Consider the following 21603-nt stretch of genomic DNA (forward strand, 5'->3'; position numbering starts at 1 on the left):
TCACACGTAAGGTACAAACCGCCCGATCGGAAAGGTGCTGCACGTGAGATCCATCTGGAACGGCGCCATCTCGTTCGGCCTGGTCAGCATCCCGATCAAGCTGGTGAACGCGACCGAGAGCCACTCGATCTCCTTCCGCCAGATCCATACGGAGGACGGCGGCCGCATCCGCTACCGCAAGGTCTGCGAACTGGAGGACCGCGAGGTCTCCCAGGCGGAGATCGGCAAGGGCTACGAGGACGCGGACGGCTCGATCGTCCCGATCACCGACGAGGACCTGTCCGCCCTGCCCATCCCGACCGCGCGGACCATCGAGATCGTGGCCTTCGTACCGGAGGACCGCATCGACCCGCTCCAGATGGGTTCCGCGTACTACCTCGCCGCGAGCGGCGCCCCGGCCGCCAAGCCGTACACCCTGCTGCGCGAGGCGCTCAAGCGCAGCAACCGGGTGGCCATCGCCAAGTACGCGCTGCGCGGTCGTGAGCGGCTCGGCATGCTGCGGGTGGTCGACGACGCGATCGCCATGCACGGCCTGCTCTGGCCGGACGAGGTACGCGCCCCCGAGGGCGTCGCCCCCGACACCGACGTCACCGTCCGCGACCAGGAACTGGACCTCGCGGACGCCCTGATGGACACCCTCGGCGAGATCGACCTGACGGAGCTGCACGACGAGTACCGGGAGGCGGTGGAGGAGGTCATCGCCGCCAAGTCGGCCGGCGAGGCCCCGCCGGAGACCCCGCGCCCGGCCGCCTCCGGCAAGGTGCTGGACCTGATGGCGGCCCTGGAGAACAGCGTGCGGGCGGCCCGCGAATCACGGGGCGAGGGGGAGACTGCGGAGCAGGCACAGGACGCGGAGGTACGGGAACTGCCGCGCCGCAAGTCGTCGGCGGCCGCGACCGCCAAGAAGCCCGCCTCCAGGCCCACGAAGACCACGAAGACCACGAAGACCACGGAGAGCAAGAAGGCGACGGCCGAGCCGGACGGCAAGGCGAAGGCGAAGAAGACCACGGCCAAGAAGTCGACCGCGAGGAAGCCGACCGCGAAGGAGTCGACGGCCAAGGAGGCGACCGCGAAGAAGTCGACGGCGAAGAAGCCCCCCGCGAAGAAGCCCGCCGCCAAGAAGACGGCGTCAGGCCGCCGCAGCGCCTGACCTACACATCCCCGCCCGCGGAAACATCAGCCGACCGTCCAAGCCGTGGCCGAGGCCGACGTTGAGGCCGACGTTGAGGCCGACGCCGAGACCGTTGCCGTGGAGCCGGCCGCCGCGGACTCCGGCACCGCGGCCGTCACGGACTCCGGCACCGCGGCCGGCGCGGGCGCCGCCGTGGGCAGGGTCGCCGGGGCCTCCTCCAGCCGCTCCACCAAGCGGTCGCCGGGGCCACCGGACGGCACCTGCGACTCACTGGTGAGCTGGGACCAGACCGTCAGGGCGACGACCACCGCCGCCGCCGTGACCAGCACCCGGGCCACCCGCCGGCACCGCCCCCGCCCGTCCAGCTCCCGCCAGGCCGGCTCCGGTTCGGTGTCGTCCGGCCGCCACAGCTCTCCGACGGTCTCGGCCGGTCCGGGGGTCGCGGGCAGTGGCCGCCACCCCGGTGTCCGGTCCCGCGCCGAGGGTTCCCGGGGCGCGGAGGCCCGTATGGCGTCCTCGCTGTCCGTCAGGAACTTCTGCCAGACCTCGTCCGGCGTTCCGCCGCTGCCCGCCCCGGCACCGCTCACGATCGCCTCTTCCTCTCGCGGGCCTGGATCATCGCACGGTGCAAAAACGAAACGCCAGCCCACACCGGGGAACATCAGGAGGGAGCGGCCGTACGCCGCAGTACGCAACCGAGCCGGACGAACCCGAGGGCCAGCCCCGCCCGTACAGCCCCCACTCAGCCGCTGCTCAGCCCCCGCTCAGCCCTCACTCGGCGTCGCCGCCGGTGCCACCGTCGGCCCGCTGGTCCGTACGTTCAGATCCGGCCGCGGAGTGAGGACGGCCGTCGGCTCGCCCGGCTGCGGCGGGGGCGGCGTGACCCGGTCCTTGGGCAGCTTCGCCGGGGCGGTCTGCTTGAAACTGACGTCGCCGAACCCGACCAGCCCGGTCTTCTCCAGCACCGTCATGTGGTCGAGCACGGTGTCGTTGGCGAGGTCGGCCAGCTCACGCACCAGCGTGTTCCGGGTGGTCGCCCGGATATTGGCGATGACGGGAAAGATCTGCCCGTGCGTGACCCGCATGATGGTGACCGCGGTCGCGTCGAAGTCCTTCCCCTCCTTCCCCCGCACCGTCGCCACGAACTCCTGCTGCTGCGGACTCGCCTTGTTGGGCAGCGTGATCCCCAGTTCGGTGGCGACCTTGCGGCACTCGGCGTCGAGCCCGGCATGCCCGACGACCAGATGCTCCCCGGCCTCCTTCATCGCCTTGGTGGTCCCGCGCCTCATGGCGAGCTCACCCAGCGGGTACTCCCACAACCCGGCGGCCCGCACCTTCACCACGAAGTCCCGGTCGGCCTCGGTCACCGGCCCGTACTTGGTACTGGCCACGAGCCGGTCCTGCCCGCCGCCGCCCTTCCCCTCCAGCCCGACCATGCCGGGAAAGGCGAGCGCGGTGAGGGTCAGACTCAGCACACCGAACAGGACGACGACCCCGACCCTGCTGCGGGACATGCGCACGGCGCCTCCACAACGACGACGACTGGTACGCCAGGAGGTACGGACGGAAGCCCCGAATCAATCAACGCGCCCCGGAGACGGCCGCCCCGCCCCCGCCGGCGCTCCCCCCAACCGCTCCCGCAGCGTCCCGGCGAACTCCTCCGCCATCCCCAGCCGCACCCGCAACGCCTCGACCCGGGCGTCGGCCTTCTCCCGGTAGGAATCCAGCCGCTCCCGAAGCCGCTCACGCTCCGCCCCGTCGGCGTCGGCGTCGGCGTCGGAGTCGGTGTCCTGAAGCCGATCGGTGATCTCCAACAGATCCCGCATCTCCTCCAGCGAGAAGTCCAGCGGCTTCATCCTCCGGATCACCATGAGCCGCTCCACATCCGCCTCGGTGTACAGCCGGAAGCCGCCCTTGCTGCGCGCCGAGGGAATAACCAGCCCGACTTCCTCGTAATGACGCATGGTGCGCAGCGACAGCCCGGTTCGCTCGGCCACCTCGCCGATCCGCATGTGCCCTGCACTCATCGCCGCGCCTTCTCCTCCAGACGACCGGATCCCGGGCGCCACACTCTTCCCTAACGTAAGGGTAGAGTTGCCGCGTCCCCACCCAGAACAGACAACAGAAACGATCGCATGCCCTCACCGCTGTCCGCGGCCCGCCCGCCGCGCTTGTCCAAGCCCGACTGGCTCGCGTCCCCCAAGGTGCTGCGCACGGAGGTGCTGGCCGGCCTGGTGGTCGCTCTGGCCCTGATCCCGGAGGCCATCTCCTTCTCGATCATCGCGGGGGTGGACCCGAGCATCGGCCTCTTCGCCTCGTTCACGATGGCGGTCGTCATCTCGGTGGTCGGCGGCCGCAAGGCCATGATCTCGGCAGCAACCGGCGCGGTGGCCCTGGTCATCGCCCCGATGAACCGCGAACACGGCCTGGGCTACCTGATCGCCACGGTCATCCTGGCCGGCGTCATCCAGATCGTCCTGGGCGCCCTGGGCGTGGCCCGCCTGATGCGCTTCGTCCCCCGCTCGGTGATGACGGGCTTCGTCAACGCCCTGGCCGTCATGATCTTCATGGCCCAGCTCCCGAACATGCGGGACGTGCCCTGGCCGGTCTACCCGCTGATCCTCGCGGGCCTGACCCTGCTGGTCCTCTCCCCGAAACTGACCCGAGTGGTCCCCGCCCCGTTGGTCTCCATCGTCGTCCTCACCGTGATCACGGTCGCCGCGGGCATCGCGGTCCCGACGGTCGGCGACAAGGGCACCCTGCCCTCGTCCCTCCCCACCCCCGGCCTCCCGGACATCCCCTTCACCACGTCCACCCTGACGACGATCGCCCCCTACGCCCTCGCCATGGCCCTGGTCGGCCTGATGGAATCCCTGATGACGGCTCAGCTGGTCGACGACATCACCGACACCCGCTCGAACAAGACCCGGGAGTCCATCGGACAGGGCATCGCCAACATCGTCACCGCCTTCTTCGGCGGCATGGGCGGCTGCGCGATGATCGGCCAGACGATGATCAACGTAAAGGTCTCGGGCGCCCGCACCCGCCTGTCCACCTTCCTGGCCGGCACCTTCCTCATGATCCTCTGCATCGTGTTCGGCCCAGTCGTCTCGGACATCCCCATGGCCGCCCTGGTCGCCGTCATGGTCATGGTCTCGGTGGGCACCTTCGACTGGCACTCGATCACCCCCCGCACCCTGAGGCGCATGCCCTTGGGCGAAACAACGGTGATGGTCCTGACGGTCATCGTCGTGGTGGCGACCGACAACCTGGCCATCGGCGTGGTGGTCGGCAGCATCACCGCCATGATCATCTTCGCCCGCCGGGTGGCCCACCTGGCCTCGGTCACCGCCGTCGTCGACCCCGACGGCAACCAGGTCGTCTACTCGGTCACCGGCGAACTCTTCTTCGCCTCCTCCAACGACCTGGTCACCCGGTTCGACTACCGGAACGACCCGCCCGACGTAGTCATCGACCTCTCCGCCACCCACATCTGGGACGCGTCCTCGGTGGCCGCCCTGGACGCTATCGAGCAGAAATACGCGGAACGCGGCAAGAAGGTCACCATCACCGGCCTCAACGAACCGAGCGAGGCGATGCACCGCCGCCTGACCGGCCGCCCCGCACCCACCGGCTGAACAGGCAGTCCCCAAAGCCGAGTTGGCAGATCCTTGACCCTTCAAGATCCGCACCTTAGCGTGAGGCGACCCCACACACCTGGAGCCCTCATGCGCTTAAAGGCCCTCGCCCTCGCCGCCGTGCCCGCGGCCTTCCTCGGCGTCATGGCAGCCGCCCCCACCGCCTCGGCGTGGTCCTCCGGCAACTGCCCGGTGGGCAGCTTCTGCGTCTGGCCCGAGTACTGGTACGGCGACACGGACATGACCCCGTCCCTGGCAACCGAGACCGAGTGGTCCGGCAGCGCCCCCGGCCACATCTTCTACAACAACACGTCCCAGGACATGACGATGACGTACGTCATCACGGCCGACGCCGGCCAGGGCCCCACCTACACGACCTGCGTCAACGCCGTCTCGGGCAGCTACTTCACCATGCCGATGACCGTCACCGACCTGACCTGGCGCGAGGACGACGGCACCCCCTGCCACTGACGCACCTCCCCGACAAAGGCGGCCCACGCCGCATTCCCGAACACCAGCACGGGACCGCCGCCCCGCTTGCTGTCCCGGACGGGAACGAGGGCGGGGAGGTTGTCGGCGACCTCGACGCACTCGTTGTTGCCGCCGCTGAAACTACTGCTGCGCCACTCGGCCCCCGACAGGTCCGGCGTGCTGTGGCGTATGCGATTCATGCTCGGTGCTCCTCGGCCCTGCGTCGAATGACGGCGCGGGATTCCAGCGGAGAGAGCGCGGACGTACGAGCGGCATCGAACAGGTCCTGATAGCGGGCGACTTCCGCCTCCCGCTCCAACCAGATGGAGCCGGTCGGGTTGTCCGCCAGCACCACATCGAGCGCTGCCTCCTCCGGGAAACCCAGTACTACGTACGGGCCGAACATACTCGCGTGCGCCCCGCGCGAGAACGGCAGCACCTGGACGGTCACGTTGTCCCGCTCGGAGACAGCCAGCAGGCTTTCCAACTGCGCGCGCATGACCGCCGCTCCGCCGACCTGCTGGAGAAGCACGGCCTCGGACAGCACAGCCCAAAGACGCAGGGGCGAGTCACCGGCGAGCCGTTCCTGCCGAGCAAGTCGCACCTGCACGAACTTCTCGATCTCATCAGCCGTCTGCCACTGCCGCGAGGCCACCGTCACGGCACGGACGTACTCCGGAATCTGAAGCAGACCGGGAACGAGCTGCGCCTGAAAGGTACGGATCTCCCCTGCCATGGCCTCCAGAGCGATGTAGTCGCGGTACGTGTCCGCGAGCACGGCCCCGTACTGATTCCACCACCCCTGCCTGCGCCGCCGGTTGGCCTTACGAGCCAGCGCGCCCAGCCGCGCGACAAGCTCAGCGTCCGCGGCGCCATAGGCATGCAGCATCGCGGTCAGGTCCGGAAGCCGGACCGCCACTCGGCCGTTCTCAATGCGGCTGATCTTCCCTTTCGTGCAGTCCAGAGCCTCGGCCGCCTGCGTGGTCGTCAGCCTGGCAGCCTCTCGCAACCGACGCAGCTCATCTCCGAGTTGGCGCCCCAGCACGGTCGACGGATTCGGGGTGGTGCTCTTGGTAAGCATGCCGACACCTTTAGCAGAGACGTGGACGCAGCAAGCGGCGCTTAACTCGAAAGGTGGAAATTCGCCACTACCTTAGTCGGCAACGTTGCAGTTTCACTCGATACGCAGTCATTCTGCCGGACATGGACACCGGCGTCCCACGGCCAACTGGCCACCTCTGTGGGACTCCGCCCGCATGTCGACCCTCTGGGGGCAGCGATGTCAGCGCAGAACGAAGTCACCTTCCGGCTGTCCCGCAGCCGCCGCAGCGTGCCGAGAGCCAGGGCGCTGGTGCACGCGGTACTCGGCAACTGGGGCCTGAACGAAGACACCGTGGACTCCGCGGAGTTGATCCTCTCCGAACTGGTGACGAACGCCCTACGGGTCCCCGTACCGAGCGACCGCCAGGTAGGCATCCGCATCGCACGATCGCCACTGGACGGACTCCTGCGGCTGGAGGTCAGCGACGCAGGCCCCGGCCGGCCCGAAGTACGCACCCCCGACGACGACGAAACCGGCGGCCGAGGTCTGCTCCTGGTGGAGGCACTGTCCCACCGCTGGGGCGTCGAGGAACGGGCGACCGGAATCGGCAAGACGGTATGGGCCGAACTGAAGGCCCCGGACATCATCACCGCCCCCGTCACAAAGGAGGTCGCGGCAGCCGCAGTACGGCCCGGCCAGACAGTGAAATCATGGGGCGAGTGGCACACGGTGATCAACGTACGAAGCGAACACCACGGCGCGACCGACCCCACCGTGGTCCTGACCCTGGACGAGGCCCCGCCCCTGCGCGTCCGCGCGACGGAACCCCTGGCCGTACGGCAAAGGTCCGGCAACGACCAGTAGCCTCAGGCGCCATGGGCATACAGATCGACGTTGTGGCGGCCTACCCGATCAACGATGAAATGGAAAGAGTGCTCGGTCTGGCCGAGGCGGTAGGCGAGCCTGTCGCTGTCACGTTCATGTGGGAGGGGGGCGAAGAAGCGGAGCGCGCGGTGCTGGTGCCCGCGGCCACGTTGGCGCTCTGGGAACACTGGGCACCGACCGCCTACCCGATGCGCGACGCCGAGAACGAGAACCGGGCTGTTACGGAGGAGCCGGAACTGTCCCACCCGGCGAGATTCGGCCCATTCACACTCTTCCGTCGCCGAGTGGGAGGGCGCACGGCGGTCGTTCGCCAAGGCGTGGTGGTCGCCGAACTACTGAATCCTGGCGAGGCGCACTGGCTTGAGGAAGAGTCCCGCAATGTCCGCCAAGGCTTCATGGACCCCAAGCAGAAGGCGGCGTTCGAGGAATTCCTCGCCCGGCAGGCAACGTCAGGCTCGACAGAACAGTGATGGCGAGGCTGCTCCACCGCTGCGCACTGACCAGAGCATGCCCGACAGCGGGGACGAAAGCATTCGCCGTGTTTTCAGCTGTGCACGCACGGACGTTGTGGCCTGATCCGATCAAAGGTTGCCCGGCGGCATCCCCTTCGCTACCGCGGACACGAAGATTTTGAAAATGAGCTAACCGCAGCTTCGTATGGGCAGGTTTCGCTTACACCGCAGATGAAAATTGCCCACTGAGGTGTTTGATTTTGAGTATCCTCGCCGCCTCAGTTGACCTGTCGGCGAAGCGTCCGATAGCGTCCCCTCAAGTGACGACGCGTCAGAACGTCGGCGTCCTAACAGGGGGGAATCCTGACCATGCCCACGTCTTTGAAGCCGGTAACCACCGGCCTGCCCGCCGATCTCCGGGAGATTCGCAAGGGGGTCATGGCGAACGGCGTCATCGACTGCGAAAACCTGCTGGCCATCGTCAACGACCCGCAGGAGGTCGAGGACGCCGCCAAGCGTGCCCAGAAGGCCGGACAGCCGATCAGCGAGTACGCTCGCACGCGCGCCGAGATTCAGCGGCTCCTGGGTACTGCGAGCAGCAAGAAAGCTAAGAACGTCGGTGAGTACGCCGACTACATCGCGGCTGGTCTCCGCGGGGATCTTGATGAGCATTGGTCGCTGCCGCAGATCACCCTGTGGTCGCCTCGCCCACTGGTCATCGCCGAGGACGGCTCGTCGGCCCTGCCGATCAAGGACGGCCTCTACGCCCTCGACAGCGAGACTCAGGTCACTGCCTGGCACCGGATCAAGAAAAACCCGGCCGCGTATGACCTGGAGGATTGTGACTTCGGCGCCATCCCGCTGTCGTTCGAGATCTTTCACGGCATCAGCGTCATGGCCGCCCGCCAGATCTTCCACGACCGTAATCTGAAAGGTGTTCCGGTCGACAAGTCCTTGGCCATGTCCATGGATGGCCGCGACTTTGGCACCACCGTGACGCGCAAGCTGATGGAGTCGCTGAAGGTGCCGGCCGGTGAGACCACGGTTCCTCTGTCCAGTCTGATCCTCACTGGCAAGCGTCAGGTGTCGGACAAGGCGGTGGAATGGATGACGATGTCGGTCCTGCGGACCCTCGTCGCTACGGCAATGCTCGGTAAGGCCGGTATCCACGCCGCGTCGACCGGCATCGAGTATGAGGACATTCCCGCCAACGAGAGCGGTGACCGTCCGGAGAAGGCCGTCGTCCAGCGCGAGGTCATGGAGACGGTGGGCGCTTTCCTCGAGGAGAACGCCACGCTATTTCACGCCAAGACTGCTATCACCGCTCCCGCCGTCGTGGCTGGCCTTGGCGCGACCATGAATCGCACCATGTCCTGGAGCACTGATCCTTTGCCCGAGGACATGACCTTGGAGCGCTTGTTGGAAGGAATCGAGTGGGAGCGTGAGGCGAAGTACTGGGGCGGCATCGCGGCCAAGGTAACCGACCGGGGTGCCGTCTCTTGGGCTGGCGGTGCCCGTGACTCCGGCCACAAGGTCTACGACGCGCTGAACCATCCGGAGAGCGACACTGGCAAGCAGATCCGAGGGCGGTTCTAGCTTCGCAATCCCCGGCAGGCTTGCGAGTTGCTCACCTACGTGGGCGGCTACGAGCGGGCGAGCGATCGGCGCCTGTGTGCCTTCCCGGGAGGAGGCTGCGTGACCTACCGCAACAACTCGAAGGGCGCCCGCGGAAGCGAGCGCCCTTCTGGGGCTCAGGAACCGATGCTCTCCACCGATGTGCGGGTGCTGCCGCCATTACCCTCGCGGATAGCCGCCGTTCTGACCTGTGAGCGGCGATGGTTAAGGGCGAGGCTTTCGATATTGAGTCGGGGCTGAACTCCTGACGGTCGTCTCTTACGTCGGCTCGGCCGACCGCAACCGAGGAAGCAAGCGCGGGAACTGGCCCTCCTGCCGCATCAGGTCACCTCAGTCATGACGGCCCGTCCCTACGACCTCAGGCACGCCGGAGTGTCCCAGTGGCTCAACTCCGGCGTCCCCGCACCGGAGGTGGCAGTTTGGGCCGGGCACTCGGTGGACGTGCTTCTCAAGATCTACGCCAAGTGCATCGACGGCCAGGAGGCGGAGATGAACGACCGGATCATGCAAGGGCTGGGGGAGGGTGACGGCATGCCGTGAGAGGCGTACACGCCTCGCTCGGAGGCCCTGGGGCGGTGTCGCGCTCCGGGGTCTTCTTCGTGTCCGCGCGGGCAGTCCCGAAACGGCGTCCCACCCTGTGCGAACCACGCCCAAGATCATTACGTCGTCGTTACGTGATCACTGGCAAACGGCTGCTTTCGGCGGCACCCGCCTGCACATACGCGAAGACCCCGACTCCAGCGAACTCGCTGGTGGCGGGGTCTTTAGGCACTTCCTGCGAAGTGCCCCCGGCAGGATTCGAACCTGCGCACACGGCTCCGGAGGCCGTTGCTCTATCCCCTGAGCTACGGGGGCGTGTCAGTCGCGGTGTTGCTTGCTCGCGGCGACGGGTAGAACACTACCAGCTCGCTCGGGGTGGTCATGAACGGGTTTCCGCGGGTCGCCGTAGGTGCCCGGTGGTCCGGGGCGGGCCCCGAGTCCCCCGCGCAGGGCAGAAGTAGGGAAAACCCGGACGCGATGGCCGACGTCGACCTACTCTCGAGGTGTGCCAGGGGCGTCGCGCCGGGTGCTTGTTGTGGACGACAACAAGGTCATCCGGCAGTTGATCAGGGTCAACCTCGAGCTGGAGGGCTTCGAGGTCGTGACCGCGGCCGATGGTGCCGAGTGTCTGGAAGTCGTTCATCAGGTGCGGCCCGATGTCGTGACGCTCGACGTTGTCATGCCGCGGCTTGACGGGATCCGGACCGCCGGGCGGCTGCGTGCCGATCCGCGGACCCGGGATCTTCCCCTCGCCATCATCAGCGCGTGCGGTCAGTACGAGGTCGACGCCGGGCTCGGGGTCGGCGTCGACGCCTTCCTCTCCAAGCCGTTCGAGCCGGCCGAGCTCGTCGGCCTGGTGCGCAGGCTCGCCGAGCGCAGGGCGGGCGAGGGGAGCGCGGCGGCCGGCTACCGGGACGTCGAGAGCCGCGCCGAGCAGGCCGGGTAGCCGCCGCGAGGCGACGTGGACGGGGTTGCGTCCACATCCCGGAACGACCCGGAAACCGGTTCGCCCACCCGCCCCCCTCCTCCCATACGCTGGTCCCGTGACCCCCGTCGAGCTCTCCCGCACCCTGCTGCACGCGGTGCGTCGCGCTGTCGACGACGGGAAGCTCACCGTGACCGTTCCGGAGCGCGTCGTGGTCGCGCCGCCGGGGCCCGGGGGATGCGGGGACTACGCCAGCAACCTCGCCCTCCAGCTCGCCCGGCCGGCCAAGCGGCCACCCCGGGAGGTCGCCGACACGCTGCGGTCCTATCTCCTCGGCGTGGACGGGATCTCCGACGTCGTCGTCACCGGGCCCGGGTTCCTCAATCTCGCCCTCCACGCCGCCGCCCCCGGCGCGCTCGTCGCGGAAGTGCTGCGGCGCGGGCCCCGCTACGGGCACATCGACCGCCCCGACGGCCCCAGTCATCGCCCGGCCGCCGTCGTCCACCTGCACTGCCCCCGCGAACTCCGCGCCCTCGTCGTCACGGACAGCGTCGCCCGACTGCTGCGCGCCCAGGGCATACTCGTACGCACCAGCTGTGCGGCCCCGCCGCCGGAGGAATGGGCGGCGGAGCTCGGGGTCCGCGTCGATGTCATCGGTGAACCCGCGGCTCCCGGCGTCACCATCCGCCCCGTCCCCGTCACCATCCGCCCCACCCCCGCCCCCAACCCCGTCGCCGCCCTCGCCCTAGGGCGCGACGCCGGGCGTTGGGCCCTGCTGCACCCGGCCCCCCACGACCGGCCCCGCACCGGTACCGGCGAGCACCTCGTCCAGCGTGAGAGCAACCCCCTCTTCCGGGTCCGGTACGCCCACGCCCGTACCCGCGCCCTCCTCCGCAACGCCGCCGAGCTCGGTTTCGCCCCCGAGCCCGGCAGCAGCGCAAGCGCAGCTACCGGACCGCTGACAGCCCTCCTCGCCGACCACCCCCGCCTCCTCGCCGCCGCCGCCCGCGAGCACGCCCCCGACCGGCTCGCCCGGCACCTGGTCGCCGTCGCCGATGCCGCGCTGTCGCTGCTCCCCGCCGTACTCCCGCTCGGGGACGAGAAACCCTCGGCCGCCCACCGTGCCCGGCTCGCGCTCGCCGAAGCCGCCGGGGCGGTGCTGGCCGGCGGCCTGTGCCTGCTCGGCATCGACGCACCCGACCACCTCTGACCACCGAGATATCCGAGAGAGTCACCAGAATCATGAGCCGCTCCGCACACCCCGCCGGACCCCGTCACGCGGACGTCCTCCCCGAGGGGCACTACTCCGCTCCGCCGACCGACCTCAACGACCTGGACGCCAAGGTCTGGGCCCATACGGTGGGCCGGAACCAGGACGGCGTCGTCACCGTCGGCGGCCTCGACGTCAAGACGCTCGCCGAGCAGCACGGCACCCCCGCCTACATCCTGGACGAGGCCGATTTCCGGGCCCGGGCGCGGGCCTGGCGCGGCGCCTTCGGCACGGACGCCGACGTGTTCTACGCCGGGAAGGCGTTCCTGTCCCGGGCCGTCGTGCGCTGGCTGCACGAGGAAGGGCTCAACCTCGACGTCTGCTCCGGGGGAGAGCTGGCCACCGCGCTCTCCGCCGGGATGCCCGCCGACCGCATCGCCTTCCACGGCAACAACAAGTCGACGAGCGAGATCCGCCGGGCCGTCGAGGCCGGCGTCGGGCGGATCGTGCTCGACTCCTTCCAGGAGATCGTGCGGGTCGCCCACATCGCCCAGGAGCTGGGCAGGCGTCAGCGGGTGCAGATCCGGATCACCGTCGGGGTCGAGGCGCACACCCACGAGTTCATCGCCACCGCGCACGAGGACCAGAAGTTCGGGATTCCGCTGGCCGGCGGGCAGGCGGCGGAGGCCGTGCGGCGGGCGTTGCAGCTCGACGGGCTGGAGGTGATCGGGATCCACTCGCACATCGGGTCGCAGATCTTCGACATGTCCGGGTTCGAGGTCGCCGCCCATCGGGTGGTCGGGCTGCTGAAGGACATCCGGGACGAGCATGGCGTGGAGCTGCCCGAGATCGATCTCGGGGGCGGCCTCGGGATCGCCTACACCAGTGACGACGACCCGCGCGAGCCGCACGAGATCGCCAAGGCCCTGACGGAGATCGTCACCCGCGAGTGCGACACCGCCAGCCTCCGCACTCCCCGTATCTCCGTCGAGCCCGGCCGGGCCATCGTCGGGCCCACCGCCTTCACGCTCTACGAGGTCGGCACCGTCAAGCCCCTCGACGGCCTGCGCACCTACGTCTCCGTCGACGGCGGCATGTCGGACAACATCCGTACCGCGCTCTACGACGCCGAATACAGCGTCGCCCTGGTCTCCCGCGCCTCCGCCGCCGAGCCGATGCTGGCCCGGGTCGTCGGCAAGCACTGCGAGAGCGGGGACATCGTGGTCAAGGACGCCTTCCTGCCGGGCGACCTGGCACCCGGTGACCTGATCGCCGTACCGGCGACCGGCGCGTACTGCCGGTCCATGGCCAGCAACTACAACCACGTGCTGCGGCCGCCCGTGGTCGCCGTCCGGGACGGCGAGGCGCGGGTCATCGTGCGGCGGGAGACCGAGGAGGACCTGCTCCGCCTCGACGTCGGCTGAGCGGCCCGGCGAAATGAAAGGGGGCCGGAGATCTTCACGCCGACCGGCCCCCACAAATGAAATAAATGTCTCACGATCCGGACGAAGGGCAGAAACTCCCGTCCGGTGAGTGAGACTGGTTCCACCGCATACGGTATGAGGAAACGAGGTCGGATGATGCGTACGCGTCCGCTGAAGATGGCGCTGCTGGGCTGTGGAGTGGTCGGCTCAGAGGTGGCGCGCATCATGACGACGCACGCCGACGACCTCGCCGCCCGGATCGGCGCGCCGCTGGAGCTGGCGGGTGTCGCGGTACGGCGGCCCGACCGGGTGCGGGCCGGCATCGACCCCGCCCTCGTCACCACCGACGCGACCGCGCTGGTCAAGCGGGGCGACATCGACGTCGTGGTGGAGGTCATCGGCGGGATCGAGCCCGCCCGGACGCTCATCACCGCCGCCTTCGAGCACGGCGCCTCCGTGGTCTCCGCCAACAAGGCGCTCATCGCCCAGGACGGCACCGCGCTGCACGCCGCCGCGGCCGCGAACGAGAAGGACCTCTACTACGAGGCCGCCGTCGCCGGCGCCATCCCGCTGCTGCGGCCGCTGCGCGAGTCCCTCGCCGGGGACAAGGTGAACCGGGTGCTCGGCATCGTCAACGGGACGACGAACTTCATCCTCGACAAGATGGACTCGACCGGGGCCGGGTACCAGGAGGCGCTCGACGAGGCCACCGCGCTCGGGTACGCCGAGGCCGACCCGACCGCCGATGTCGAGGGGTTCGACGCCGCGGCCAAGGCCGCCATCCTCGCCGGGATTGCCTTCCACAGCCGAGTACGCCTCGACGACGTGCACCGCGAGGGCATGACCGAGGTCACCGCCGCCGACTTCGCCTCCGCCAAGGAGATGGGCTGCACCATCAAGCTGCTCGCGATTTGTGAGCGGGCGGTGGACGGCGGGTCGGTCACGGCTCGCGTGCATCCCGCGATGATTCCGCTGAGCCATCCGCTGGCGGGTGTGCGTGGTGCGTACAACGCCGTTTTCGTGGAGTCCGACGCGGCCGGGCAGCTCATGTTCTACGGGCCCGGGGCGGGCGGCGCGCCGACCGCGTCCGCCGTGCTCGGCGACCTGGTCGCGGTCTGCCGCAACCGGCTCGGCGGCGGGCGCGGGCCCGGTGAGTCCGCGTACGCCGCGCTGCCGGTGTCGCCGATGGGCGAGGTCGCCACGCGGTACCACATCAGTCTCGACGTCGCCGACAAACCGGGTGTGCTCGCCCAGGTGGCCACGGTGTTCGCCGAGCACGGGGTGTCGATCGACACCGTCCGGCAGTCCGGGAAGGACGGCGAGGCCTCTCTCGTCGTCGTCACCCACCGCGCGTCCGACGCCGCCCTCGGCGGCACCGTCGAGGCGTTGCGCAAGCTCGACACCGTGCGGGGTGTCGCCAGCATCATGCGGGTTGAAGGAGAGTAACCAGCAATGACCCACCAGTGGCGCGGAATCATCGAGGAGTACCGGGACCGGCTCCCCGTCTCCGACAGCACGCCGGTCGTGACGCTCCGCGAGGGCGGCACGCCGCTCGTGCCCGCGCAGGTGCTCTCCGAGCGCACGGGCTGCGAGGTCCACCTCAAGGTGGAGGGTGCGAACCCCACCGGGTCCTTCAAGGACCGCGGCATGACCATGGCCATCAGCAAGGCCAAGGAGGAGGGGGCGCAGGCTGTCATCTGTGCTTCCACCGGCAATACGTCGGCCTCCGCCGCCGCGTACGGGGTACGGGCGGGCATGGTGTCCGCCGTGCTCGTGCCGCAGGGCAAGATCGCGCTCGGCAAGATGGGGCAGGCGCTCGTGCACGGCGCCAAGATCCTCCAGGTCGACGGCAACTTCGACGACTGCCTGACGCTGGCCCGCGCGCTCAGCGACAACTACCCTGTCGCGCTGGTCAATTCGGTCAATCCGGTGCGGATCGAGGGGCAGAAGACGGCCGCCTTCGAGATCGTCGACATGCTCGGCGACGCGCCCGACATCCACGTCCTGCCGGTCGGCAACGCGGGCAACATCACCGCGTACTGGAAGGGGTACAAGGAGTACGCCGCCGACGGGATCAGCGCGCGGACGCCCCGTATGTGGGGGTTCCAGGCGTCCGGCAGCGCGCCCATCGTGCGCGGTGAGGTGGTCAAGGACCCCTCGACCATCGCCACCGCCATCCGGATCGGCAACCCCGCCTCCTGGGACTACGCGATCGCCGCGCGGGACGAGTCGGGCGGCGCCATCGACGAGGTGACGGACCGTGAGATCCTGCGCGCCTACCGGCTGTTGGCCTCCCAGGAGGGCGTCTTCGTCGAGCCCGCCTCCGCCGCGTCGGTCGCCGGTCTGCTGAAGGCCGCCGAGCAGGGCAAGGTCGACCCGGGGCAGCGCATCGTCTGCACCGTCACCGGCAACGGGCTCAAGGACCCCGACTGGGCCGTGGCCGGCGCGCCGCAGCCGGTCACCGTGCCGGTCGACGCCGCGACGGCGGCCGAGCGCCTCGGCCTGGTCTGATCCGGCCCGCCCACTTCCCCGGCGGGTGTACGCACCGCCCACCGGGGAAGTGTCCGTACGGGAGCCGTAAGGCGGGGGGTTGCACAGGGGGCTTGCGACACGCATCGTGCGCCTCCTGTGCGCCCTATGTCGCCACGGAACCTACCTTCGATAGGCTGTACTGAACCCGCCCGTCGCATATGCCGCGGTGCCGCGTCGTCTCCGCGGCCGGAACGCGGCCGGAAGCGGCCGGGGGCGCGGCCACCCGTTCGGCAGGGAGCGGCGGCCCCAGGGTTCTCGTACGTCATCGGATGTTCATCGAAAGTCATTCGGCCTCGAAGTCATCGAAAGTCATCGAAAGAAGTCACTGACCTCGACAGTCGTTCGACCATCACGCAGCTCAAGGAGAGTCAACGAGCGATGGCCGGTCCCGCCTTCCGCGCCGCCGCCGTCCGGGTGCGCGTCCCCGCCACCAGCGCCAACCTCGGCCCGGGCTTCGACGCCCTCGGCCTGGCCCTGGGGCTCTACGACGACGTCGTCGTCCGGGTGGCCGACTCCGGACTGGGCATCGACATCGCGGGCGAGGGCAGCGAGACGCTGCCGCGCGACGAGAAACACCTGCTCGTACGCTCCCTGCGCACCGCCTTCGAACTGCTCGGCGGACAGCCGCGCGGCCTGGAGATCGTGTGCGCCAACCGCATCCCGCACGGCCGCGGCCTCGGCTCCTCCTCCGCCGCCATCTGCGCCGGCATCGTCGCCGCCCGCGCGGTGACCATAGGCGGCGAGGCCCGCCTCGACGACGCGGCGCTGCTCGACCTCGCCACCGAGATCGAGGGCCACCCCGACAACGTCGCGGCCTGTCTGCTCGGCGGTTTCACCCTGTCCTGGCTGGAGAGCGGCGCCGCCCGCGCGATCAGGATGGAACCCGCCGATTCCATCGTTCCGGTGGTTTTCGTACCGGGTAAACCGGTACTGACCCAGACGGCGCGCGGACTGCTCCCGCGCTCCGTCCCGCATGTCGACGCCGCCGCCAACGCGGGCCGTGCCGCGCTGCTCGTCGAGGCCCTCACCCGGCGCCCCGAGCTGCTGCTGCCGGCCACCGAGGACCGGCTGCACCAGGAGTACCGCGCACCGGCCATGCCGGAGAGCGCGGCGCTGGTGGAGCGGCTGCGGGGGGACGGCATCCCCGCGGTGATCTCCGGCGCCGGACCCACGGTCATGGCGCTGGTCGACGCCTCCGCCGCCGACAAGGTCGAGGCGCTGGCGGGCGAGGACTGGGCCGCGAACCGGCTGAGCCTCGATCAGCAGGGGGCGAGCGTGCTCCCGCTGGCAGCCTCCGGTGACATTTAGACGCGCACGGTTGCCGGATTTCGAGAGGGGGAATATTTGTTGGATCCGGTAGTGTTAACCTCAAGTCTGCACCCGACCCCACCATGGCGAGGTGCCTCGTGTCCCCGTCCGGGACAGACATTCTTCCGGGAGCCCCCCAAACCGCCTTGTGCGGTGAGCGCCGTACGCGGGCAGTACGGCGTCCATCGACACTGAGCGGTCCGGAACCGCTCCGGAACCGGTGCGACCAGGCCGCGTGACACAGACACCGGGTGCCACGGCCAGGGGAAGCGCCATCACCAGATATCTCTTCCGCCGCTTAGGCGGACCACCGCCCCGGCACGGTTCGCACAGCAAGGACCGAAGCCGGACAGCACAACCGGTCGCCGAGCCAGACAGGCCGACGTCCGCTCCAGGGAAGGACCCTTCGTGAGCGACACCACCGATCTGATGGGCGCACGTGTCGAGGAGACCGCTGCCGCGCCCGCCACGGACGCCTCCGCGCCTGCCAGCGGTGCCGGCTCCCGGCGGCGCCGCGGTACCGGCCTCGACGGCATGGTGCTGGCCGAGTTGCAGCAGGTCGCCTCCGGCCTGGGCATCAGGGGCACCGCGCGGATGCGCAAGAGCCAGCTGATCGAGGTCATCAAGGAAGCGCAGGCCCAGGGCGGCGCCCCCGCCCAGGCCGCCGACGGCACCGCCGAGGCCAAGCCCAAGCGCCGCTCCACCTCCCGGACCCGTACCGGCGACGAGGCCCCCGCGGCCGGCAAGGTCGACAAGACCGAGAAGGCCGAGAAGAAGGCGGCCAAGGCCACCGACTCCGCCGAGAAGGCCGCCTCCGCCCAGCAGCAGATCGAGATCCCGGGGCAGCCCGCCGCCGACGAGGCCCCGGCCGGCCGCGGCCGGCGCCGCGCCACCGCCGACGCCGGCAGCCCGGCGGCCCAGACCGAGACGGTCGCCGCCGAGGCCCGCAACGAGGCCCGCGGTGACCAGAAGACCGAGTCGGCCGACCGGTCCCAGCAGAACCAGAACCAGCACCAGGGCGGCCAGCAGCACCAGGGCGACGGCCGGTCCGACGCCGACGGCGGCGAGGGCCGCCGCCGCGACCGCCGGGACCGCGGCCGCGACCGGGACCGCCGGGGCAAGGGCGACGACCAGCAGAACCAGGGCGGCGGCCAGCAGCAGCGCCAGCAGCAGGGCGGCGGCCGCCAGGACCGCAACAACGGCCCCCAGGACGACGGCTACGACGACGACGCGGGCGGCCGGCGCGGCCGGCGCGGGCGCTACCGCGACCGCCGGGGCCGGCGCGGACGCGACGAGGGCATGGCCGCCGAGCCGCAGATCACCGACGACGACGTGCTGATCCCGGTCGCGGGCATCCTCGACATCCTCGACAACTACGCGTTCATCCGCACCTCGGGCTACCTGCCCGGTCCGAACGACGTGTACGTCTCCCTCGCCCAGGTCCGCAAGAACGGCCTGCGCAAGGGCGACCACATCACCGGCGCGGTCCGCCAGCCGAAGGAGGGCGAGCGGCGCGAGAAGTTCAACGCGCTGGTCCGGCTCGACTCGGTCAACGGCATGGCGCCCGAACACGGCCGCGGACGGCCGGAGTTCAACAAGCTCACGCCGCTGTACCCGCAGGACCGGCTCCGCCTGGAGACCGACCCGGGCGTGCTGACCACCCGGATCATCGACCTGGTGTCGCCGATCGGCAAGGGCCAGCGCGGTCTGATCGTGGCCCCGCCGAAGACCGGCAAGACCATGATCATGCAGGCGGTCGCCAACGCGATCACGCACAACAACCCCGAGTGCCACCTGATGGTCGTCCTGGTCGACGAGCGTCCGGAAGAGGTCACCGACATGCAGCGGTCGGTCAAGGGCGAGGTCATCTCCTCGACCTTCGACCGTCCCGCCGAGGACCACACCACCGTCGCCGAGCTGGCCATCGAGCGCGCCAAGCGCCTGGTGGAGCTGGGGCACGACGTGGTCGTGCTGCTCGACTCGATCACCCGCCTGGGCCGCGCGTACAACCTCGCCGCCCCGGCGTCCGGCCGCATCCTCTCCGGTGGTGTCGACTCGACGGCGCTGTACCCGCCCAAGCGCTTCTTCGGCGCCGCGCGCAACATCGAGGACGGCGGTTCGCTGACCATCCTCGCCACCGCGCTGGTCGACACCGGGTCCCGCATGGACGAGGTGATCTTCGAGGAGTTCAAGGGCACCGGCAACATGGAGCTCAAGCTCGACCGCAAGCTCGCCGACAAGCGCATCTTCCCGGCGGTGGACGTCGACGCGTCCGGCACCCGCAAGGAGGAGATCCTGCTCGGCAGCGACGAGCTGGCCATCGTCTGGAAGCTGCGCCGGGTGCTGCACGCGCTCGACTCCCAGCAGGCGATCGAGCTGCTCCTCGACAAGATGAAGCAGACCAAGTCGAACGCCGAGTTCCTGCTCCAGATCCAGAAGACGACCCCGACGCCGGGCAACGGCGACTGACGTCGTCCGACGGTCCAGCCGTGCAGGCCGCTCCCCCGGGGTACGGGGGAGCGGCCTGCACGCATGTCCGGGCGCGCGAGACCTTCCCCACACGGAGGGTTTCCGTCCGTACGCTGAGGAGACCCGGCGGACCGGCGAAAGCGCAGGTGAGCGGGGGGTGTCCGGACAACTCCGGACACGGGGGGTCACGGAACGGGCACGGCTCGCGCGCGGCACCTCGTGCAACCCTGTCCCCGGTTTCTCCGTCTGACCGATCGGAGCGACGATGGTGCCGTGAGGAATGTCCGGTACCGACAGCAGGGGGTACAGCCGCCGTACGAGAGCCGAGGAGCACATGTCCGCCGAGCGCACACCGGAACCCGGCATACCGGGGGAGTCCGGCACCAGCGGGCCACGCCACCGGGGCAAGGGCCGCCGCCGCAGGCCCCGCAGCAGACGCCGTAAGGGCCTGCTGGTCGCCGCGTGGACGACGGCCGGCATCGTGGTCCTGGGCGGCACCGGCGCGGGCTACCTCTACTTCAAGCTGAACGGCAACCTGAAGAGCGTCGACATCGACCAGGCGCTCGGCACCGACCGGCCGGCCAAGGCCGACAACGGTTCCGAGAACATCCTGGTGCTCGGCTCCGACACCCGGGCAGACGGCAACGACAAGCTCGGCGGCGGCACCGACGACGGCACCGCCCGCTCCGACACCGCGATGGTCGTGCACGTCTACCAGGGCCACAAGAAGGCCAGCGTGGTCTCCATCCCGCGCGACACCCTCGTCGAACGCCCCGAGTGCACCGACACCGACGGCCAGACCCACGACGCGGCCAGCGACGTGATGTTCAACTCCGCGTACTCCACCGGCGGCGCCGCCTGCGCGGTCAAGACCGTCGAGTCGATGAGCGGCCTGCGCATGGACCACTACCTGGAGGTCGACTTCAGCGGCTTCCAGCAGCTCATCGACGACCTGGGCGGCGTCGAGATCACCACCACGCAGGACATCTCCGACCCCGACAGCCACCTCGACCTGAAGGCCGGCACCCACACCCTGGACGGCGAGCAGGCGCTCGGCCTGGTCCGCACCCGGCACGGCGTCGGCGACGGCTCCGACCTCGGCCGCATCCAGCTCCAGCAGGCGTTCATCAAGGCGCTGGTCAACCGGGTCAAGGACATCGGCGTCCTCACCAACCCGAAGAAGCTCGTCGACCTCGCCGACACCGCCACCAAGACGGTGACCACCGACTCCGACCTCGGCTCGGTGAACAAGCTGGTCTCCTTCGCCGGCGGCCTCAAGGGCATCACCCCCGCCAACATGAACATGGTCACGATGCCGGTCCAGTACGACCCGGCCAACGCCAACCGCGTCCTGGTGGAGGAAACCAAGTCGAAGCAGGTCTGGGACGCCTTGAAGGCGGACAAGACCATTCCCAAGACGGCGACCGAGGGCACGGCGGCAGGTGGCGCCAAGGGCGTGGTAAGCGCCCCGTAGAAGCGCCGGGCTGTATCAGCTCGCAGCTCCGCCGCGCGGGCGCGAGCCACCCCGCCGACCCGCGGGGAATACCGAAGCCCCGCCCCTGGTTTTGGGGGATGGCCCCAGTCCTGGCAGACTGGTACGTCGGCTCCGGTTCACGCCCCCGCACCCCGCGGCGGCGACCCGGCGCCCTCCCGAACCTAGGAGACACCTTGAAGCGCGACATCCACCCCGAGTACGTCGAGACGCAGGTCAGCTGCACCTGTGGCGCCTCGTTCACCACCCGTAGCACCATCGAGTCCGGCACCATCCGGGCCGAGGTCTGCTCCGAGTGCCACCCGTTCTACACGGGCAAGCAGAAGATCCTCGACACCGGTGGCCGCGTGGCCCGCTTCGAGGCCCGCTTCGGCAAGGCTGCCGCCGGCTCCAAGAAGTAGCGAGCCACCGATCGCCGGTCCACGGCCGCGCCCCCTCCCAGGGCGCG

Annotated in this window: 20 protein-coding genes, 1 tRNA gene and 1 pseudogene; 16 read left to right on the forward strand and 6 right to left on the reverse strand. The window is 69.7% G+C overall.

The genetic code is table 11. From position 1 onward, the window contains the following. Window positions 1-43 precede the first annotated feature (43 nt). Window positions 44-1150: a Ku protein gene (locus tag AB0G32_RS11345; RefSeq protein WP_361161478.1), complete on the forward strand. Its 1107-nt coding sequence runs from the start codon at window positions 44-46 to the stop codon at window positions 1148-1150. A gap of 26 nt (window positions 1151-1176) precedes the next feature. On the opposite strand, the gene AB0G32_RS11350 is transcribed toward AB0G32_RS11345, so the two are convergent. The 3 genes from AB0G32_RS11350 to AB0G32_RS11360 form a co-directional block, all read right to left on the reverse strand. Continuing rightward, entirely contained in the window at window positions 1177-1719 is a 543-nt protein-coding gene (locus tag AB0G32_RS11350) for a hypothetical protein (RefSeq protein WP_361161480.1), read from the reverse strand. A gap of 177 nt (window positions 1720-1896) precedes the next feature. Next, entirely contained in the window at window positions 1897-2652 is a 756-nt protein-coding gene (locus tag AB0G32_RS11355; protein ID WP_361161482.1) for a DUF4142 domain-containing protein, read from the reverse strand. Between the two features lie 57 nt (window positions 2653-2709). Continuing rightward, entirely contained in the window at window positions 2710-3159 is a 450-nt protein-coding gene (locus tag AB0G32_RS11360; protein WP_361161484.1) for a MerR family transcriptional regulator, read from the reverse strand. Between the two features lie 108 nt (window positions 3160-3267). Between AB0G32_RS11360 and AB0G32_RS11365 the strand changes: the two genes are divergently transcribed. Continuing rightward, window positions 3268-4770: a SulP family inorganic anion transporter gene (locus tag AB0G32_RS11365; protein ID WP_361161486.1), complete on the forward strand. Its 1503-nt coding sequence runs from the start codon at window positions 3268-3270 to the stop codon at window positions 4768-4770. A 90-nt stretch (window positions 4771-4860) separates the two neighbouring features. Beyond that, window positions 4861-5241 (forward strand): hypothetical protein, encoded by a 381-nt coding sequence (locus tag AB0G32_RS11370; protein WP_361161488.1) that lies wholly within the window; start codon window positions 4861-4863, stop codon window positions 5239-5241. Here AB0G32_RS11370 and AB0G32_RS11375 read toward each other — a convergent pair. After that, window positions 5172-5441, reverse strand: a complete 270-nt coding sequence (locus AB0G32_RS11375) for a DUF397 domain-containing protein (protein ID WP_361161489.1) — start codon at window positions 5439-5441, stop codon at window positions 5172-5174. The genes AB0G32_RS11370 and AB0G32_RS11375 overlap by 70 nt on opposite strands. After that, complete coding sequence (locus AB0G32_RS11380) at window positions 5438-6322, reverse strand: helix-turn-helix transcriptional regulator (RefSeq protein ID WP_361161491.1); 885 nt, start codon at window positions 6320-6322, stop codon at window positions 5438-5440. Before AB0G32_RS11380 ends, AB0G32_RS11375 begins: the two co-directional genes overlap by 4 nt. 198 nt (window positions 6323-6520) lie before the next feature. Between AB0G32_RS11380 and AB0G32_RS11385 the strand changes: the two genes are divergently transcribed. From AB0G32_RS11385 to AB0G32_RS11400, 4 genes and pseudogenes are all read left to right on the forward strand, one after another. Next, window positions 6521-7147, forward strand: coding sequence for an ATP-binding protein (locus AB0G32_RS11385; RefSeq protein WP_361161492.1), 627 nt, complete (start codon window positions 6521-6523; stop codon window positions 7145-7147). 11 nt (window positions 7148-7158) lie between these two features. Further along, a complete protein-coding gene (locus AB0G32_RS11390; RefSeq protein WP_361161494.1) occupies window positions 7159-7638 on the forward strand; it encodes a hypothetical protein in 480 nt (159 codons plus the stop codon). A gap of 351 nt (window positions 7639-7989) precedes the next feature. Further along, complete coding sequence (locus tag AB0G32_RS11395; protein ID WP_361161496.1) at window positions 7990-9216, forward strand: DNA sulfur modification protein DndB; 1227 nt, start codon at window positions 7990-7992, stop codon at window positions 9214-9216. A gap of 327 nt (window positions 9217-9543) precedes the next feature. Beyond that, window positions 9544-9795: pseudogene (locus tag AB0G32_RS11400) on the forward strand (site-specific integrase); the annotation flags it as partial. Window positions 9796-10038: 243 nt separating this feature from the next. On the opposite strand, the gene AB0G32_RS11405 reads toward AB0G32_RS11400, so the two are convergent. After that, window positions 10039-10110: transfer RNA gene (locus AB0G32_RS11405), tRNA-Arg, on the reverse strand. 94 nt (window positions 10111-10204) lie between these two features. On the opposite strand from AB0G32_RS11405, the gene AB0G32_RS11410 reads away from it, so the two are divergent. From AB0G32_RS11410 to rpmE, 9 genes are all read left to right on the forward strand, one after another. Next, complete coding sequence (locus AB0G32_RS11410; protein ID WP_361161498.1) at window positions 10205-10741, forward strand: response regulator; 537 nt, start codon at window positions 10205-10207, stop codon at window positions 10739-10741. A gap of 97 nt (window positions 10742-10838) precedes the next feature. Then, entirely contained in the window at window positions 10839-11930 is a 1092-nt protein-coding gene (gene nrtL / locus AB0G32_RS11415) for an ArgS-related anticodon-binding protein NrtL (protein ID WP_361161500.1), read from the forward strand. Between the two features lie 32 nt (window positions 11931-11962). Beyond that, window positions 11963-13354 (forward strand): diaminopimelate decarboxylase, encoded by a 1392-nt coding sequence (lysA, locus tag AB0G32_RS11420; protein ID WP_361161502.1) that lies wholly within the window; start codon window positions 11963-11965, stop codon window positions 13352-13354. A gap of 156 nt (window positions 13355-13510) precedes the next feature. After that, window positions 13511-14800, forward strand: coding sequence for a homoserine dehydrogenase (locus tag AB0G32_RS11425; protein WP_361161603.1), 1290 nt, complete (start codon window positions 13511-13513; stop codon window positions 14798-14800). A gap of 6 nt (window positions 14801-14806) precedes the next feature. Further along, window positions 14807-15865 (forward strand): threonine synthase, encoded by a 1059-nt coding sequence (thrC, locus tag AB0G32_RS11430; protein ID WP_361161504.1) that lies wholly within the window; start codon window positions 14807-14809, stop codon window positions 15863-15865. A gap of 399 nt (window positions 15866-16264) precedes the next feature. Further along, window positions 16265-17194, forward strand: a complete 930-nt coding sequence (gene thrB / locus AB0G32_RS11435; RefSeq protein WP_361161506.1) for a homoserine kinase — start codon at window positions 16265-16267, stop codon at window positions 17192-17194. A 408-nt stretch (window positions 17195-17602) separates the two neighbouring features. Next, window positions 17603-19663, forward strand: coding sequence for a transcription termination factor Rho (gene rho / locus AB0G32_RS11440; protein WP_361161507.1), 2061 nt, complete (start codon window positions 17603-17605; stop codon window positions 19661-19663). Between the two features lie 334 nt (window positions 19664-19997). Next, on the forward strand, window positions 19998-21137 hold the full coding sequence (locus AB0G32_RS11445) for an LCP family protein (RefSeq protein ID WP_361161509.1): 1140 nt from the start codon (window positions 19998-20000) through the stop codon (window positions 21135-21137). A 194-nt stretch (window positions 21138-21331) separates the two neighbouring features. Beyond that, window positions 21332-21556: a 50S ribosomal protein L31 gene (gene rpmE / locus AB0G32_RS11450; protein WP_019326867.1), complete on the forward strand. Its 225-nt coding sequence runs from the start codon at window positions 21332-21334 to the stop codon at window positions 21554-21556. Window positions 21557-21603 lie beyond the last annotated feature (47 nt).

The sequence above is a fragment of the Streptomyces sp. NPDC023723 genome, from assembly GCF_040639815.1.
Classification (GTDB): domain Bacteria; phylum Actinomycetota; class Actinomycetes; order Streptomycetales; family Streptomycetaceae; genus Streptomyces.

Coding starts and splice junctions, on each gene's coding strand:
- AB0G32_RS11360 (WP_361161484.1), bottom strand. CDS start 3,159: ATGAGTGCAGGGCACATGCGGATCGGCGAGGTGGCCGAGCGAACCGGG.
- AB0G32_RS11365 (WP_361161486.1), top strand. CDS start 3,268: ATGCCCTCACCGCTGTCCGCGGCCCGCCCGCCGCGCTTGTCCAAGCCC.
- AB0G32_RS11370 (WP_361161488.1), top strand. CDS start 4,861: ATGCGCTTAAAGGCCCTCGCCCTCGCCGCCGTGCCCGCGGCCTTCCTC.
- AB0G32_RS11375 (WP_361161489.1), bottom strand. CDS start 5,441: ATGAATCGCATACGCCACAGCACGCCGGACCTGTCGGGGGCCGAGTGG.
- AB0G32_RS11380 (WP_361161491.1), bottom strand. CDS start 6,322: ATGCTTACCAAGAGCACCACCCCGAATCCGTCGACCGTGCTGGGGCGC.
- AB0G32_RS11385 (WP_361161492.1), top strand. CDS start 6,521: ATGTCAGCGCAGAACGAAGTCACCTTCCGGCTGTCCCGCAGCCGCCGC.
- AB0G32_RS11390 (WP_361161494.1), top strand. CDS start 7,159: ATGGGCATACAGATCGACGTTGTGGCGGCCTACCCGATCAACGATGAA.
- AB0G32_RS11395 (WP_361161496.1), top strand. CDS start 7,990: ATGCCCACGTCTTTGAAGCCGGTAACCACCGGCCTGCCCGCCGATCTC.
- lysA (WP_361161502.1), top strand. CDS start 11,963: ATGAGCCGCTCCGCACACCCCGCCGGACCCCGTCACGCGGACGTCCTC.
- AB0G32_RS11425 (WP_361161603.1), top strand. CDS start 13,511: ATGCGTACGCGTCCGCTGAAGATGGCGCTGCTGGGCTGTGGAGTGGTC.
- thrC (WP_361161504.1), top strand. CDS start 14,807: ATGACCCACCAGTGGCGCGGAATCATCGAGGAGTACCGGGACCGGCTC.
- thrB (WP_361161506.1), top strand. CDS start 16,265: ATGGCCGGTCCCGCCTTCCGCGCCGCCGCCGTCCGGGTGCGCGTCCCC.
- AB0G32_RS11445 (WP_361161509.1), top strand. CDS start 19,998: ATGTCCGCCGAGCGCACACCGGAACCCGGCATACCGGGGGAGTCCGGC.